This window comes from Jejuia spongiicola, from assembly GCF_023502325.1.
GTDB lineage: Bacteria > Bacteroidota > Bacteroidia > Flavobacteriales > Flavobacteriaceae > Wocania_A > Wocania_A spongiicola.
Genome location: NZ_JAMFLZ010000002.1, coordinates 130,108 through 145,812, shown reverse-complemented (window position 1 = coordinate 145,812; position 15,705 = coordinate 130,108). Strand labels below are relative to the sequence as shown.

Here is a 15,705-nt window from a genome sequence, read left to right as displayed (position 1 = left end):
CTTTGTATCTTTGTGCTTTTGAAATTTGATACTAAATGAATACAGATACAGCTTCAAATATATTACCAGAACGTCAAGCTAAACCAAAGTGGCTTCGTGTAAAACTTCCAACAGGGAAAAAATATACCGAGCTTAGAGGTTTAGTAGATAAATATAAATTAAATACCATTTGCACTTCTGGAAGTTGTCCAAATATGGGTGAATGCTGGGGAGAAGGCACCGCTACATTTATGATTTTAGGTAATATTTGCACACGCTCATGCGGGTTTTGTGGTGTAAAAACAGGAAGACCTGAGACTGTAGATTGGGATGAGCCTGAAAAAGTAGCGCGTTCAATTAAAATAATGAAAATTAAACATGCCGTTTTAACTAGTGTTGATAGGGACGATTTAAAAGATATGGGCAGTATTATGTGGGCAGAAACTGTAAAAGCTGTTCGTAGAATGAATACTGAAACAACTTTAGAAACTTTAATACCCGATTTTCAAGGCATTGAGCAGCATATTGATAGAATTATAGCTGTTGCTCCAGAAGTCGTTTCTCATAATATTGAAACCGTTAGACGTCTAACTCGAGAAGTACGCATACAAGCAAAATATGATAGAAGTTTAGGTGTTTTAAAATATTTAAAGTCTCAAGGGCAACGTAGAACAAAATCTGGCATTATGTTAGGTTTAGGTGAGACCAGAGAAGAAGTTATTGAAACGCTACATGATTTGAAAGCGAATGATGTTGACGTAGTCACTATCGGGCAGTACCTACAGCCTAGTAAAAAGCATCTTCCAGTTAAACAGTTTATAAACCCAGATCAGTTTAAAGAGTTCGAGGAAATTGGTTTAGAACTAGGATTTCGTCATGTAGAAAGTAGTGCTTTAGTTCGTTCTTCTTATAGAGCTCAAAAACACATTCTTTAATTATGATTAGAGTTGCCATTAACGGTTTTGGAAGAATTGGCAGGCGTGTTTTTAACTTACTACAAGATTATAAAAACATACAAGTTGTTGCTATAAATGATTTAGCCGATACTAAAACTTTGAGCCATTTACTTAAGTACGACAGTGTACATGGAATATTTAATGGCAAAATTACATACGATGATAATCATATTATATTAGATGATGAAAAGATTATTCTATTAAATAATAATCATCCTAAAAATATAGATTGGACCCCTTTTAATATAGATTTTGTAATAGAAGCTTCAGGAAAGTTTAAAACTACTCAAGATTTACAATATCACATTAATAATGACGCTAAACGAGTTATTTTAAGTGTACCTCCAATTGAAGACGATATTAAAACTATTGTTTTAGGAGTTAATGACAATATTATTGATGGCACAGAGACTATTATCTCTAATGCATCTTGCACCACAAACAATGCAGCTCCAATGATTGATATCGTCAATAAACTTTGTGGTATTAATCAGGCCTATATTACTACGGTCCATTCTTATACTACAGATCAAAGCCTACACGACCAGCCACATAGAGATTTACGTCGTGCCAGAGCTGCAAGTCAATCTATAGTACCAACTACAACCGGAGCCGCAAAAGCATTGACAAAAATTTTTCCAGAACTTGCCAATGTAATTGGGGGTTGTGGTATTAGAGTACCTGTTATTAATGGATCATTAACAGATATTACGTTTAATGTAAAAAAAGAAGTTTCTATTGAAACCATAAATAATGCATTCAAAGATGCGTCAAAGAATCAATACAAAGGCGTTTTAGAATATACCGAAGATCCAATAGTTTCAGTAGATATTGTAGGAAACACTCATTCTTGTATCTTTGATTCTCAAATGACTTCTGTAATAGGAAACATGGTGAAAATAATAGGTTGGTACGATAATGAAACCGGTTATTCTAAAAGAATAATTGAATTAATATGCAATTTATCGGAAAAAAATGCACTTTTATCGATAAAATAATTATATTTGTCGAGAATATTAAATATAAATGCCCCAGATAAAGGTCTACATATATGCAATTTTAATGTTATTGAGCTACAGTTTGTATGCTCAAAACACAGTTGAGAACGATCCTGAAGTCATTCAAAACAACATTGACTATCGTATTACTCAAGCTAAATCCGATATAGAGAATTACGACTATTACGAAGCTCAAAAGAAGCTAGATGAGGCTTTAGAGATTGCTAAAAAAACAAATTACAAAAAAAGCGAAGGTATTATTTATTCAATGAAAGCCGAATTGCTGCTGGTTATTGAAAAAGAGGAGAATGCTATAAAATCTATAATTAAAGCTATAGAAATACAAAGCATAACTAACGATAATATAAATATTGGTAAGTCTCGCAAAATTTATGGAGATATTTACCTTAGTAAAAAAGATTACTACCAAGCTTTAGATCAATACACCGCAGCTAAAACAAAGTTTCAAGAGGAAGAATTAAATGAAAATTTAAGTGACGTTCTACTTTGTGAAGGTAAAGCTTATATGAGTTTAAATAACTTCAGAAAAGCTAGGGTGCATAACGAACAAGCCATTGCTTTAGCAAAAAGACATAACTACCTAAAAACACAAAGTAACGGGTTAGTAAATCACGGTAAAATTTACAGCATCTTAGGCGATAATGAAAAAGCATTAGAATTTGCAAGCGAAGGTGTTCAAATTGCAAAAGAAAACAATTTTGCAAATATTTTAAATGAAGGCTATTTAATTTTAAGCGAGATTAACCAAAATGTTGGAGACTATAAGCTTTCAAATGATTACTTAAAAGCACATATTAAAATATCAGATTCTCTTAGAGCTGTTAAACATGCTCATTTATCACCAGAAAAGCAAATTGAATTTTTGATGACTGATAAAATTGAGGAAAACAAAAAACAAGCTGAAGAGCTACAAGAAGCTAATAACAAAAATGATTTAAGTACTTTAATATCTATTTTAAGTGTTGCATTAATAACCATTTTATCTTTATTAACATTATCACTTTATAAAAACAATAACATAAGGTTAAAAACCAATAATATGCTCCATAAAAAAAATGGAGAACTTATTATTGCTAAGGAAAAAGCAGAATTAGCATCAAAAACTAAAGCTAACTTTTTATCAACGGTTACTCACGAGTTAAGAACACCATTATATGCTGTAACTGGTTTAAGTAATATGTTATTGGAAGAAAACCCAAAACCGGAACAAATTCAGCATTTAAAATCGCTAAAGTTTTCTGGTGATTACCTTTTAACTTTTATAAATGACATCCTTCAAATTAACAAAATTGAAGCTAATAAAGTTGAAATTGAACCTGAATCATTCAATCTTAAAAAGAAAATAACTAACATTGTTTTAGCTTTAGATAATTCGGCAAAAGACAATAATATTCAAATCCATTTTGAGTATGATGCAGATTTACCTGAAAACTTCATTGCAGATCAATTAAAGATCTCTCAAATACTTATAAACTTAGTTGGTAACTCTATTAAATTTACAAAAGATGGAGATATTTGGATTAGGGTTTATAAAATTGATCAAATAGACAATACTTACAGCCTTCGTTTTGAAGTTGAAGATAATGGAATTGGTATTAGTCAAGAAAAGCAAGACAATATGTTTGAAAGCTTTTCTCAAGGCTCAATTCAAATTAACAGAAAATATGGAGGTACTGGTTTAGGCCTTTCCATTGTAAAAGGTTTAATTGAGATTTTAAAAGGAGATATTTATTTAAAAAGCGAATTAGGAAAAGGCACAACTTTTTATTTTGAAATTCCTTTAGAATATACATCTGTTCAAGAAGCAAAAGAAAAAGTACCAACTTACTTTAGTGGTGATACTAGCGAGTTAGATTTAAATAATGTAAAGATTTTAGTTGTTGAAGACAACAAAATAAACCAAATGATTACTAAAAAGATTCTTACCAAAATGAATCTTAAATGTGATATTATTGATAATGGTGAAGATGCTGTAGAAATGATTAAAGCAAATGATTACAACATTATTTTAATGGATATTCATATGCCAGGAATTAGTGGTATTGAAGCCACAAAAATTGTAAGAAGCTTTGATAAAGAGCTAACTATTTTTGCATTAACCGCAGTGACAATTGAAGATAAAATGCATGAGTTTGAAGAGGCTGGATTTACTGATATAATTCCAAAACCATTTAAACAAGAAGAGTTTGAGAAAAAACTTTACAACGCTTTATCTTCAAAAAAGAACTCCTCTACTAGCGCTTAACGGCTTGCTTTATAATTTCATTAAACTTTAATGCATTATCTATAATCACAGTTATGGGTAAATAAAACAATTTCTCTTTTAACGATTCATATTGCTTTAAACGCATATAATCTTTTTCAGTAGTAACAATTAGTTCTTGCTTCTCTAATTTTAAAATATCTTCTTGCGAAAAATCATGATGATCTTTAAAATTTAAGTGCTCAAAGTTTAAATTTTTAGCTTCTAGAAAGTCAACTAAAGGTTTAGCATTTGCTATCCCAGTAACCAAAGTAAAGTTAGGTAAAGATTCAAGGTTTTTTGAAGAATCATTAGAAAAAACTTCATCTGCGTATGCAATAGAACTAAAAAAGGTAAACTGATGATTTTGTAATTTTAACTTACTTAAAATAGCTACTTTTTCAGATTTACTCAAATCCTTAGGACATTTAGTAACTATAATAACATTAGCTCGTTTCGCACCACTTCTTGGCTCTCGCAAATTACCCGTTGGCAACACAAAATCTTCAGTATAAATATTACCGTAAGTCGTTAGCAAAATATTAAAACCAGCCTTTACTTTTCTATGTTGAAATGCATCATCTAGCAAAATAACCTCGGGGTAATCTTCCAACCTTCTCAAAATATTAATTCCTTCGCTTCTATTAGAATCTACAGCAACTTGAATATCATCTTTAAACTTGCTATAAAATTGAAACGGTTCATCACCTAAAACATCAACGGTTGTATTTTTATCTCCAATCTGGAATCCTTTGGATTTTCTTTTATACCCTCTACTTAAAGTAGCAACTTTAAAATCATCCTTAAGCAATCTAATTAAATACTCTATCATAGGTGTTTTACCAGTACCTCCAACACTTAAATTACCAACGCAAATTACAGGAAAGTTATACGAAACAGATTTTTTAATTCCTAAGTCATATAATTTGTTTCGCAACCAAGTCACCAAATAATATATGGGAACAATAGGAAATAATATTTTTCTAATTAGCTTCACAGCTACGAAAATATAATATTTATATTTGTTTTAAATCAATACCAAAAAATAATATGATAGTTCAAGACGTCATAAATCATTTAGAAACATTAGCACCTTTGGTTTACGCCGAAGATTTTGATAATGTAGGCCTCTTAGTAGGCAACAATAAGGCAAAAATAACTGGTGTTCTTGTCACTTTAGATACTCTTGAAGCTGTTGTAGACGAAGCTATTGAGAAAAATTGCAATCTCATTGTGAGCTTCCATCCTATTATTTTTAAAGGTTTAAAAAAACTTACAGGTAAAAATTATGTAGAACGAGTTGTTTTAAAAGCTATTAAGCATGACATAGCTATTTACGCAATACATACTGCTTTAGACAATGCTTTACAAGGTGTAAACGATATGATTTGTAATCAGCTAGAATTAGTCAACAAACAAATTTTAATTCCGCAAAGCGAAACCATAAAAAAACTAACTACCTATGTACCAAAAGATGAAGCAGAACAATTAAGAACGGCTTTATTTAATGTAGGTGCAGGTAATATTGGTAATTATAACGATTGTAGTTTTAATGTTGAAGGGCTAGGAACTTATAAGGGTAACGAAAACTCAAGCCCAAGCATTGGTGAAAAAGGAATTTTACATACCGAAGAGGAAACTAAAATTACTGTTACTTATACTAAACATTTAGAATCGATAATACTCAAAACACTTTTTAAAACACATAGCTATGAAGAGGTAGCCTATGAAGTAACCACTTTAGAAAATAAAAACCAAAACATTGGTATGGGCATGATTGGTGAATTCGAAAAGCCAATGGAAGCCTTAAGTTTTTTAAATTATGTAAAAACAAAAATGAATACTGAGTGCATTAGGCATTCTGCAGTAACGAGTAAACCAATAAAAAGAGTAGCGGTTTTAGGAGGCTCAGGTAGTTTTGCTATTCAAGCTGCTAAAGCATCTGGTGCTGATGCATTTATAACTGCTGATTTAAAATATCATGATTTTTTTACAGCTGAAAACAATATACTTTTAGCAGATATTGGACATTATGAAAGCGAACAGTTCACAAAAAACCTTTTAGTAGCATATCTTACAAAAAAAATTACTAATTTTGCAGTCGTTTTATCAAACACAAATACCAATCCTGTTAAGTATTTTTAAAGTATGGCTAAAAAGAAAGAAGTAACTGTAGAAGAGCGCTTAAGAGCTTTATACGATTTACAACTCATCGATTCTCGTATAGATGAAATAAGAAATGTTCGTGGAGAACTTCCATTAGAAGTTCGTGATTTAGAAGATGAAGTTGCTGGACTAAACATTAGGTTAGAAAAACTTGTAGCAAATTTAGAAGTAATAGATAACGATATTACTTCAAAGAAAAATCTTATTGAAGAAGCTAAAGCTTTAATAAAGAAGTATAGCGAACAGCAAAAAAATGTTAGAAATAACAGAGAGTTTAATTCTCTTACTAAAGAAGTTGAGTTTCAAGAATTAGAAATTGAATTGGCTGAAAAGCATATTAAAGAATTTAAAGTTCAAATAGAGCAGAAAAAAGAAGTTATTTCTGAAACTAAAGATCGTATAAAAGAACGCGATAATCACTTAAAACACAAAAAGAGTGAATTAGATGCAATTTTAGCCGAGACTGAAAAAGAAGAGGAGGCTTTAATTAAAAAATCTGAAGATTATAAAACTCAGATTGAAGAGCGTTTAGTTGCTGCTTATGCAAGAATTCGTAAAAACGTAAAGAATGGATTAGCTGTAGTGGCTATTGAAAGAGGTGCTTCTGGAGGATCTTTTTTCACTATTCCACCACAAGTTCAAGTAGAAATTGCATCGCGTAAAAAAGTAATTACTGATGAGCATAGTGGTCGTATTTTAGTAGATGCTGCATTAGCTGAAGAGCAAAAAACAAAAATGGAAAAAATGTTTGCTAAACTTTAATCCGTTTTAAAAACACATATTTTAAAAAGCCTTCAGTTTTGAAGGCTTTTTTTATTTAATAAAGTTTATATAACTTGATGTTAAGGTTTTTTAATTAAATCCGACTTTTAAAAGAAACTCTTATTTTATGAAACTTCCATAACGAAATTTTGATTCCCAAGGGAATAATTATATGGAAGCTACATGTAACAAATAAAAGACAATAAATATAAACTCATGAAATCTTTTTTATCAACATTACTAATTACATTATTATTTAGTTGTCAAAACACAGCACAGGTTAACAAAAAACAACAGGAAGTAATTAATGCCGAACCAGTAGCTGTTAAAATTAAAAATGGAAAAGCACGTGCCTATTTTGCAAGCGGCTGTTTTTGGTGCGTTGAAGCTATTTATGAAAGTGTAAAAGGTGTTGAAGAATCTATTTCAGGATATTCTGGAGGGCATACAAAAAATCCAACTTACGGTTCAAGCAACACAGGAAGAACAGGGCATGCCGAAGCTGTAGAAATTATTTACGACCCTAAAGTTGTTAGTTTTGAAACTTTGGTTGATGTATATTTCGCATCTCAAAATGTTACCCAAGTTAACGGACAAGGTAACGATAGAGGCTCGCAATACCGTTCTATTATTTTTTATCAGAATGAGGAACAAAAACAAATAATTCTTAAAAAGAAAGAAGCCTTAGCAAAAAAACTAAACGTTAAAATTGCTGCAGAAGTTTACCCTTTTCAAAAATTTTGGATAGCCGAAGATTATCATCAAGATTATGAAAGGTTAAATCCAAATCATCCTTATATTCAAAATGTTTCCATACCAAGGTTAAATAGATTTAAAGCTAAATTTCCTAAAACATTATTGAAAGACAATCATTAAATAACTTTTAATTCTTACTTGATTTCATAAAAATTTTCAACTAATTTAGCTAAACGTTGAATGTAAAACACCTGTACTGAACTTGTTTCAGTATTAAAACGACTTCATATCCGTTAAAAATTACACGTAATTTTAACGATGATAATGAGTTTTAGAAAGAACAATAAATAAAGAAGTTTAACGATATTATGGGATTTCAGATTAAGTTTAATTGGGCTTTACAAATTGATTTGCAGAATCAAATAGAGACTAACAAAGAATATAATTTTTCTAAGACTGGTAATAGAGTATTCCCAATCAAGATTCCAATAGACTTAATAAACCTTAATAGAATTGCTATAGCCAAAATAGAGATATTGGAATTTACTAATACTAAAAATAATACTTCAGGGAAATATGTAGTATTAAAAATTTATTCAGGAGAGGAAAAAAAAATCCTAACCAACTATTGGGAAGAAAATCAATCCAACAAAATTAAGTAAAACCGGTCCAAACAAGATTATATCTTACCCGCCCATTTGATTATGGATGGATGTACCACATTGGCTTCATTCTTCAACAATCCTTACATATACCAGCGTTAAGTCTACTCTCAAAATTTATTTTAACTTAGTGGCTTTCAAAGTAAAAATCAAAGGATACAATTTATCTTTTGTAACAAACATTCCAGATTCAGTTTCTATTAAATCTGGCAATACGTTATAAGGACTTTCATCATGTTCATTTAAGTAATCTATATGCAAACCCGCCTCGGTTAAAGCAGTAATAACTTCTCCCAATCCATGATTCCAACCATATTCTTTACTAATCATTTTTGAGTTATTATTGGCATAAGTGCCTTCATATTCTTCATATATAACATCCTCTTGCATGTACCCGTATTTCATAACAGGCTTATCTTCTAAATAATCAAACATCCAAACTATAGGATGAAATTCTACCATGTAAAACATTCCGCCTTTATTAAGTCTTTCAGCAATCATATTTCCCCAAGGCCTTAAATTAGGCAACCAACCTATAACACCGTAACTTGTAAAAACAACATCAAAAGTATCCTTTATAAAATCAGAAGTATCTAAAACATTACAACATATAAAGTTTGCATCTAGCTTAAGCTCTTCATTTAATTGCTTAGCAAGTTTAATTCCTTCATCACTTAAATCAACTCCTGTACATTTTGCACCTAACCTGCTCCAACTTAATGTGTCTTGACCAAAATGGCATTGTAAATGCAATAAAGATTTACCATTTACATCGCCTAAAGCTTTCAATTCATATGGCATTAAAGACGACTTTCCTTTTTTAAAATCATCTAAATGGTACATTTCACTTTTGGCATGTACTTTTACTTTTTCGTTCCAAGTATTTTTATTGGTTTTAAAATAATCTTTATTGGTTGTCATTTTCAAATTATATCTTTACAAAAATCTAAATTATGAAAAAATTAATCGCCATTATAGGCATAATAAGTCTTTGTTATTCCTGCAATCAAAAAAAAGAAAAAACACAAATTGAAGCTCCTGTATCTGTAGCACAAAAAATTGCTAATGCGCATGGTTTTGAAAATTGGAAAAATGTTGCTGAAATACAGTTTACTTTTAATGTAGATAGAGATAGTAGCCATTTTGAGCGCACTTGGTTTTGGAAGCCAGCACAAGATTTAGTAGTAATGAAATCTAAAGACGAAACGGTTAAGTATAATAGAGCATCAATTGACAGTTTAAGTTTAAAAGCAGATCAAGGCTTTATAAACGATAAATTTTGGTTGCTTGTACCGTTTCAGTTGGTTTGGGATGATGGCACAACCATTTCTGATCCTATAAAAGAAAAAGCACCTGTAAGTAACGTAGAGATGAATAAAATTACGCTTACCTATTCAAACGATGGCGGATATACTCCTGGTGATGCTTATGATATTTATTTTGATGAGAACTATTTAATTAAAGAATGGATTTTTAGAAAAGGAAATCAAAAGGAACCATCAATGATTACAACTTTTGAAAACTATCAAGAGTTTAATGGTATAAAAATAGCTTTGGAGCATAAAAAGCAGCCTGAGAACTGGAATCTTAATTTTACAAATGTAAAAGTGATCTTAAAATAATTTTTGTCTTTTCTGTAATTTAAACATCTAGCTTACGACAAAGTTCGTATATAAAGTATAAATAGTTTTTTCCGCATTTGCGCCTATATATATGAAAAGCGCTTCAATCAATGGTTGAAGCGCTTTTCCCTTTTTAAACAGAACTATTTTAACCTTTAAAATCTTCTTTTACATGCGCTCCATCACAAAATGGTTTATTGTTTGATGCACCACATCTGCAAAAAGCGGTTGTTTTATTTTTAGTCTCAGACGAACCATCTTTATGAGTAACCTTAAGCGTTCCGTAAACCAATAAAGGGCCATTTTCTAAAACCTCAACTTTTGTTTCTAAGGTTTCAGACGACTCATCTCCTTCAGCATTCATATAAAATCTTAAAGCTCCTGAAGGACATGCTTTTACTTGGTTTATAATAGTTTCAGTGTCTGCACCATCAATTTTAACCCAAGGTCTATCTCTAGGTTGAAATACTTCGGGTAAGCCTTTGGCACAAATAGCAGAATGAATACATTTTTCGGCTTCCCAAACTACTGTAGTTTCTCCATTCGAATATTCTTTTATCTTTCCCATATCTTAAAGTTTTTACTAAATATACAAAAAAGAATATTCTTTAATTTAGTATAATTTATCAGTTCCTTTCTAACTTTATAATTCTTATTTTTGTTAGAAACCTAAATACAATTCACTTTGTCCAAATATAAATTAGGTCTTGAATATGCAAAAGAGCAAGACCAAAATGACGAATTATCACATTATAGAAATCAATTTCACATTCCAAAAAACAAGCATGGACATGAGTTAATTTACATGACTGGCAATTCCCTTGGTTTACAGCCAAAATCTACTAAATCTTACATCAATCAAGAGTTAGAAGATTGGGCAAAGTTAGGTGTTGAAGGTCATTTAGAAGCAAAAAACCCATGGCTACCTTATCATGAGTTTCTAACTGAAAGTATGGCAAATGTAGTTGGCGCAAAACCTATTGAGGTTATTGTAATGAATACTCTTACCGCCAACCTTCATTTTATGATGGTATCGTTTTATAAACCAACTAAAACGCGCTATAAAATACTTATTGAAAGTGATGCTTTTCCGTCTGACAAATATGCAGTAGAATCGCAATTACGTCATCATGGAATTGATGATAAAGAAGGATTAATTTTATGGAAACCTCGCAAAAATGAAGAGCTATTAAGGTATGAAGATTTAGAAGCTATCCTTGAAACTCAAGGCGATGAGATTGCTTTAATTATGATAGGTGGTGTTAATTACTATACAGGTCAATATTTTGATTTAAAAAGAATAACCGAGCTTGGTCACAAAAACAATTGTATAGTTGGTTTTGACTGTGCTCACGGTGCTGGAAATGTTGAGCTTAATTTACACGATTCGGGAGCTGATTTTGCCGTTTGGTGTACTTATAAATATTTAAATTCAGGACCAGGAAGTTTAGCAGGAGCTTTTGTTCACGAACGACATGCCTATGATAAAAATTTAAATCGATTTACAGGTTGGTGGAGTCACAACAAACAAACACGTTTCAATATGCGCGATGAATTTGATGTACTCCCAGGAGCTGAAGGATGGCAGCTTAGCAATCCTCCTATTTTATCTATGGCAGCCATTAAAGCATCATTGGATATGTTTAATGAAGTTGGTATTAATAAGTTAAACGATAAGTCTAAAAAATTAACTGGTTATTTCGAGTTTCTTTTGAAACAATTAGGAGAAGACACTATTAAAATTATAACGCCTAATAATTCTGAAGAGCGAGGATGTCAGTTATCCATCCAAGTTAAAAACGCTAATAAAAATTTACACAACAAATTAACTGAAGCCGGTGTTATAAGTGACTGGAGGGAGCCAGATGTAATTCGCTGTGCTCCAGTACCGTTTTATAATTCGTTTCAAGATGTTTATAATTTGGTTGAGAAATTGAAAGCTATTTTAAATGAATAAACAACAAAACATACTAATCATCGGCGCAGGTCTCTGTGGTTCACTCTTAGCCCTACGCTTAGGGCAACGAGGATATAATGTCACTGTTTATGAGATGCGTCCAGATTTGCGAAAAGTCGATATTTCTGCTGGTCGGTCTATAAATCTTGCTTTTTCAGATCGTGGCGACAAAGCCATGAAACTTGTAGGTATTGAAGACAAAGTAAAAGCGCTTTGTATTCCTATGAATGGTAGAATGATTCACGATAAAAAAGGAAATACGCATTTATCAAATTACAGCGGACGGGAACATGAATATATTAATTCCATTTCTCGTGGTGAACTTAATGGGTTGCTTTTAACCGAAGCAGAAAAACATAAAAATGTTTCTATTTACTTCAATAAAAAATGTAGATCAGTCGATTTTGAAAAAACCACTGCCCTATTTCAAGATTACAAAACCAAAGATGAGTTTATAGAAGATGCTGATGTTATTATAGCTACCGATGGGGCTGGCTCAGCAATGCGAAAAAGCTATTATTTAGGCAAAAAGTTTTTGTTCAGCTTTTCTCAAGATTATTTAACACATGGTTATAAAGAATTAAGTATTCTTCCTAAAGAAAATGGCGATTATAAAACCTATAAAAACGCGCTTCACATTTGGCCTCGTGGATCTTTTATGCTTATCGCTTTACCAAATCTGGATGGTAGTTTTACGGTTACTCTATTTTTAAGTTATGATGAAGGCGAATATAATTTTAACAATCTAACTACCGAAGAAATAGTTTTAGAATTTTTTCAAAAAGAATTCCCTGACGCTTTAACATTAATGCCTAATTTAATTGATGATTTCTTTGAAAACCCAACATCGCCTTTGGGTACTGTAAAATGTTCTCCTTGGCATTATAAAGGTAATACGCTTTTAATGGGCGATGCTGCTCATGCTATTGTACCGTTTTACGGACAAGGCATGAATGCCTCTTTTGAAGATGTTGTTGAGTTTGACAAAATATTAGATAAAAGCTTAGAAAGTTGGGAAGATACTTTTACCGCTTACGAAAAGGAACGCAAAAAAGATACCGATGCTATTGCAGATTTAGCTATTGATAATTTTCATGAAATGAAAGATCATGTAGCTAAAACTATATTCCAAGAAAAGCGTAAATTGGAAATGGATTTAGAAAAAAATTTTCCTAATGAATATTCATCAAAGTACTCGTTAGTAACTTTTAATGAAGACATTGGGTATAGGGAGGCTATGCTAAAAGGAAGAGCACAAGACAAAGCTATTTTAAATTTACTGACCGATGGAAAGATAGATTTAAAAGAAGACTTAAAAGTCATTTTAAATAAAGTAAAACAAGAAACCGAAGCTATTTTAGAAGATGATAAAATTGCTGGATTAAAATAGTAAAACATGAGTAACAAAGTAACACCAAGAGGCACTTATCCACACACCAAACGGGTTGGTGATTTTATATTTGTATCTGGCACCAGTTCTCGACGAGCAGACAACACCATTGCTGGTGTAGATATTATTGATGAAATGGGAACTAAACGTTTGAATATTGAAGTTCAAACCCGAGAAGTTATATTAAACATTGAAAAAAATCTAGCTAAAGAAGGTGCTACTTTAAATGATGTGGTTGATGTGACATCATTTTTAGTAAACATGAACGATTTTGCAGGTTATAATAAAGCATACGCCGAATTTTTTAATGCCGAAACTGGACCAACACGAACTACAGTTGCAGTACACCAATTACCGCACCCAGATTTGGTAGTGGAAATTAAGGTGATGGCTTATGTTAGAAATTAAATAACAAACTAAATGTCTCCTCGAGCGCAGTCGAGAGGTCTTTTATGAAACTATATTTTGTATATATATTAAAATGTTCTGATGGTTTAACTTACATAGGAGTTACAAATAATTTACCTAGAAGATTTGAAGAACACCAAAAAGGTTTAAATAAAAATTGTTTTACATTTAAAAGACGACCTTTAGATTTAATATTTCATCAAGAATTCAATGATATAAATCAAGCTATCTATTTTGAAAAGAAAATTAAAAAATGGAGCAAGAAAAAGAAACTAGCATTGGCAAATGGAGATTTTGACATGCTACAAATACTTGCAGAATGTAGAAATGCTACGCATTTTAATTTCAATCCAGAAACAAAAATAGGTCTCGACTACGCTCGACCAGACAAACAATCATCTCATGATTAACATCCAAAACTACATAAACGGAAAATTTATGTCCCCCATTGCTAATGGGTGGATTGACAATTACAATCCAGCGAGTGGAGAAGTATACGGGCAAATACCTAACTCATCCAAAGAAGACGTAGAAAATGCATACATCGCAGCAAAATCTGCTTTTCCAACTTGGTCGCAAACCACATTAGAAGAACGTAGTCGTATTTTAATAAGGGTTTCAGAATTACTAGAAGCCAACTTACAACGCTTTGCCGAGGCTGAAAGCAAAGACAATGGCAAACCTATTAGTTTAGCAAAAACAGTAGATATTCCACGAGCTGCAAGTAATTTTAGGTTCTTTGGCAATGCTATTACCCAATTTGCTAGCGAAAGTCACGAAAGTGTTGGTCAACAAGCTATAAACTACACACTTCGTCAACCTATTGGTGTGGTTGGTTGTATTTCACCTTGGAATCTACCACTCTATCTTTTTACTTGGAAAATAGCTCCAGCAATTGCTGCAGGTAATTGTGTGGTTGCTAAACCTAGTGAAGTTACACCAATGACAGCTTATCTTTTGAGTGAGGTACTAAATGAGGCTGGCCTTCCAAAAGGTGTTTTAAATATTGTTCATGGATTAGGAACAACAACTGGGCAAGCTATTATTGAGCACCCAGATATTAAAGCCATTAGCTTTACAGGAGGAACAGCAACAGGTGCACATATTGCAAAAGTTGCAGCTCCCATGTTTAAAAAACTGTCATTAGAGCTCGGTGGCAAAAATCCTAACATCATTTTTGCTGACTGTGATTATGACGATATGTTAGAAGCTACTGTACGGTCATCATTCGCCAATCAAGGGCAAATTTGTTTATGTGGAAGCAGAATTTTTGTTGAAACTTCCCTATATGAAAAATTCAAAAAAGATTTTGTTAAAAAAGTAACACAACTTAAAGTTGGACATCCTTCTAAAAGTAACACAAATATTGGAGCTTTAGTTTCTAAACCACATTTAAAAAAAATAAAAGAGTACATTCAAATTGCTAAAGAAGAAAATGGAACCATTTTATGTGGCGGAAACGATGTTACCGTTAAAGACTTTGAGGGTGGATATTACCTTGAACCCACCGTTATTGAAGTTGAAAACGATGAATGTAGAGTAAATCAAGAAGAAATATTTGGGCCAGTGGTAACCATTATGCCTTTTGATACCGAAGATAATGTTTTACAGATGGCCAACAAGGTAAAATATGGTCTATCGGCTACATTATGGACTAATGATTTAAAACGCACCATTCGAATGAGCAATCAATTACAAGCTGGTATAATATGGGTAAACACTTGGATGATGCGCGATTTACGAACACCTTTTGGTGGCGTAAAAGCGTCTGGAGTTGGTCGCGAAGGTGGTTTTGAAGCCTTACGTTTTTTTACTGAAGCAAAAAATGTTTGTATTAAGTATTAAT

16 protein-coding genes are annotated in these 15,705 nt (G+C 31.8%); 13 read left to right on the top strand and 3 right to left on the bottom strand.

The features are described from left to right. The first annotated feature begins 35 nt into the window (after positions 1-35). From lipA to M3P09_RS04530, 3 genes are all read left to right on the top strand, one after another. On the top strand, positions 36-914 hold the full coding sequence (gene lipA, locus M3P09_RS04540) for a lipoyl synthase (protein ID WP_249972192.1): 879 nt from the start codon (positions 36-38) through the stop codon (positions 912-914). A 2-nt stretch (positions 915-916) separates the two neighbouring features. Next, positions 917-1,933: a type I glyceraldehyde-3-phosphate dehydrogenase gene (gene gap, locus M3P09_RS04535; protein WP_249972191.1), complete on the top strand. Its 1,017-nt coding sequence runs from the start codon at positions 917-919 to the stop codon at positions 1,931-1,933. 64 nt (positions 1,934-1,997) lie between these two features. Further along, entirely contained in the window at positions 1,998-4,199 is a 2,202-nt protein-coding gene (locus M3P09_RS04530; protein ID WP_249972190.1) for an ATP-binding protein, read from the top strand. Here M3P09_RS04530 and lpxK read toward each other — a convergent pair. Further along, the gene (gene lpxK, locus M3P09_RS04525) at positions 4,189-5,193 is read right to left on the bottom strand and encodes a tetraacyldisaccharide 4'-kinase (RefSeq protein WP_249972189.1); all 1,005 of its coding nucleotides are present in this window, start codon (positions 5,191-5,193) and stop codon (positions 4,189-4,191) included. The genes M3P09_RS04530 and lpxK overlap by 11 nt on opposite strands. Positions 5,194-5,246: 53 nt before the next feature. Between lpxK and M3P09_RS04520 the strand changes: the two genes are divergently transcribed. The 4 genes from M3P09_RS04520 (at position 5,247) to M3P09_RS04505 (ending at position 8,482) form a co-directional block, all read left to right on the top strand. Beyond that, positions 5,247-6,341, top strand: a complete 1,095-nt coding sequence (locus M3P09_RS04520) for a Nif3-like dinuclear metal center hexameric protein (protein WP_099564395.1) — start codon at positions 5,247-5,249, stop codon at positions 6,339-6,341. Between the two features lie 3 nt (positions 6,342-6,344). Beyond that, the gene (locus tag M3P09_RS04515; protein ID WP_099564396.1) at positions 6,345-7,124 is read left to right on the top strand and encodes a zinc ribbon domain-containing protein; all 780 of its coding nucleotides are present in this window, start codon (positions 6,345-6,347) and stop codon (positions 7,122-7,124) included. Between the two features lie 216 nt (positions 7,125-7,340). Further along, complete coding sequence (gene msrA, locus M3P09_RS04510; RefSeq protein WP_249972188.1) at positions 7,341-8,000, top strand: peptide-methionine (S)-S-oxide reductase MsrA; 660 nt, start codon at positions 7,341-7,343, stop codon at positions 7,998-8,000. 188 nt (positions 8,001-8,188) lie between these two features. Further along, positions 8,189-8,482: a DUF2584 family protein gene (locus tag M3P09_RS04505; protein WP_249972187.1), complete on the top strand. Its 294-nt coding sequence runs from the start codon at positions 8,189-8,191 to the stop codon at positions 8,480-8,482. A gap of 117 nt (positions 8,483-8,599) precedes the next feature. On the opposite strand, the gene M3P09_RS04500 is transcribed toward M3P09_RS04505, so the two are convergent. Continuing rightward, complete coding sequence (locus M3P09_RS04500) at positions 8,600-9,403, bottom strand: class I SAM-dependent methyltransferase (protein WP_249972186.1); 804 nt, start codon at positions 9,401-9,403, stop codon at positions 8,600-8,602. A 32-nt stretch (positions 9,404-9,435) separates the two neighbouring features. On the opposite strand from M3P09_RS04500, the gene M3P09_RS04495 reads away from it, so the two are divergent. Then, complete coding sequence (locus tag M3P09_RS04495) at positions 9,436-10,104, top strand: hypothetical protein (protein ID WP_249972185.1); 669 nt, start codon at positions 9,436-9,438, stop codon at positions 10,102-10,104. A gap of 148 nt (positions 10,105-10,252) precedes the next feature. On the opposite strand, the gene M3P09_RS04490 is transcribed toward M3P09_RS04495, so the two are convergent. Beyond that, positions 10,253-10,672 (bottom strand): (4Fe-4S)-binding protein, encoded by a 420-nt coding sequence (locus M3P09_RS04490; protein WP_099564402.1) that lies wholly within the window; start codon positions 10,670-10,672, stop codon positions 10,253-10,255. A gap of 117 nt (positions 10,673-10,789) precedes the next feature. On the opposite strand from M3P09_RS04490, the gene kynU reads away from it, so the two are divergent. The 5 genes from kynU to M3P09_RS04465 are packed head-to-tail and all read left to right on the top strand — an operon-like array spanning position 10,790 to position 15,704. Further along, on the top strand, positions 10,790-12,061 hold the full coding sequence (gene kynU / locus M3P09_RS04485; RefSeq protein WP_249972184.1) for a kynureninase: 1,272 nt from the start codon (positions 10,790-10,792) through the stop codon (positions 12,059-12,061). Then, positions 12,054-13,451 (top strand): FAD-dependent oxidoreductase, encoded by a 1,398-nt coding sequence (locus tag M3P09_RS04480; protein ID WP_249972183.1) that lies wholly within the window; start codon positions 12,054-12,056, stop codon positions 13,449-13,451. The genes kynU and M3P09_RS04480 overlap by 8 nt, the downstream gene beginning before the upstream one ends. 6 nt (positions 13,452-13,457) lie before the next feature. Next, the gene (locus M3P09_RS04475) at positions 13,458-13,859 is read left to right on the top strand and encodes a RidA family protein (protein WP_249972182.1); all 402 of its coding nucleotides are present in this window, start codon (positions 13,458-13,460) and stop codon (positions 13,857-13,859) included. A gap of 44 nt (positions 13,860-13,903) precedes the next feature. Further along, complete coding sequence (locus M3P09_RS04470) at positions 13,904-14,269, top strand: GIY-YIG nuclease family protein (RefSeq protein WP_249972181.1); 366 nt, start codon at positions 13,904-13,906, stop codon at positions 14,267-14,269. After that, complete coding sequence (locus M3P09_RS04465; RefSeq protein ID WP_249972180.1) at positions 14,262-15,704, top strand: aldehyde dehydrogenase; 1,443 nt, start codon at positions 14,262-14,264, stop codon at positions 15,702-15,704. Before M3P09_RS04470 ends, M3P09_RS04465 begins: the two co-directional genes overlap by 8 nt. The last annotated feature ends 1 nt before the right edge of the window (position 15,705 follow it).

Excerpts from the sequence above, each read along its gene's own strand:
- M3P09_RS04515 (WP_099564396.1), top strand. The coding sequence starts at position 6,345 with ATGGCTAAAAAGAAAGAAGTAACTGTAGAAGAGCGCTTAAGAGCTTTA.
- M3P09_RS04490 (WP_099564402.1), bottom strand. The coding sequence starts at position 10,672 with ATGGGAAAGATAAAAGAATATTCGAATGGAGAAACTACAGTAGTTTGG.
- gap (WP_249972191.1), top strand. The coding sequence starts at position 917 with ATGATTAGAGTTGCCATTAACGGTTTTGGAAGAATTGGCAGGCGTGTT.
- M3P09_RS04470 (WP_249972181.1), top strand. The coding sequence starts at position 13,904 with ATGAAACTATATTTTGTATATATATTAAAATGTTCTGATGGTTTAACT.
- M3P09_RS04520 (WP_099564395.1), top strand. The coding sequence starts at position 5,247 with ATGATAGTTCAAGACGTCATAAATCATTTAGAAACATTAGCACCTTTG.
- lipA (WP_249972192.1), top strand. The coding sequence starts at position 36 with ATGAATACAGATACAGCTTCAAATATATTACCAGAACGTCAAGCTAAA.
- M3P09_RS04495 (WP_249972185.1), top strand. The coding sequence starts at position 9,436 with ATGAAAAAATTAATCGCCATTATAGGCATAATAAGTCTTTGTTATTCC.
- M3P09_RS04480 (WP_249972183.1), top strand. The coding sequence starts at position 12,054 with ATGAATAAACAACAAAACATACTAATCATCGGCGCAGGTCTCTGTGGT.
- M3P09_RS04500 (WP_249972186.1), bottom strand. The coding sequence starts at position 9,403 with ATGACAACCAATAAAGATTATTTTAAAACCAATAAAAATACTTGGAAC.
- M3P09_RS04465 (WP_249972180.1), top strand. The coding sequence starts at position 14,262 with ATGATTAACATCCAAAACTACATAAACGGAAAATTTATGTCCCCCATT.
- M3P09_RS04530 (WP_249972190.1), top strand. The coding sequence starts at position 1,998 with ATGTTATTGAGCTACAGTTTGTATGCTCAAAACACAGTTGAGAACGAT.
- M3P09_RS04475 (WP_249972182.1), top strand. The coding sequence starts at position 13,458 with ATGAGTAACAAAGTAACACCAAGAGGCACTTATCCACACACCAAACGG.
- msrA (WP_249972188.1), top strand. The coding sequence starts at position 7,341 with ATGAAATCTTTTTTATCAACATTACTAATTACATTATTATTTAGTTGT.
- M3P09_RS04505 (WP_249972187.1), top strand. The coding sequence starts at position 8,189 with ATGGGATTTCAGATTAAGTTTAATTGGGCTTTACAAATTGATTTGCAG.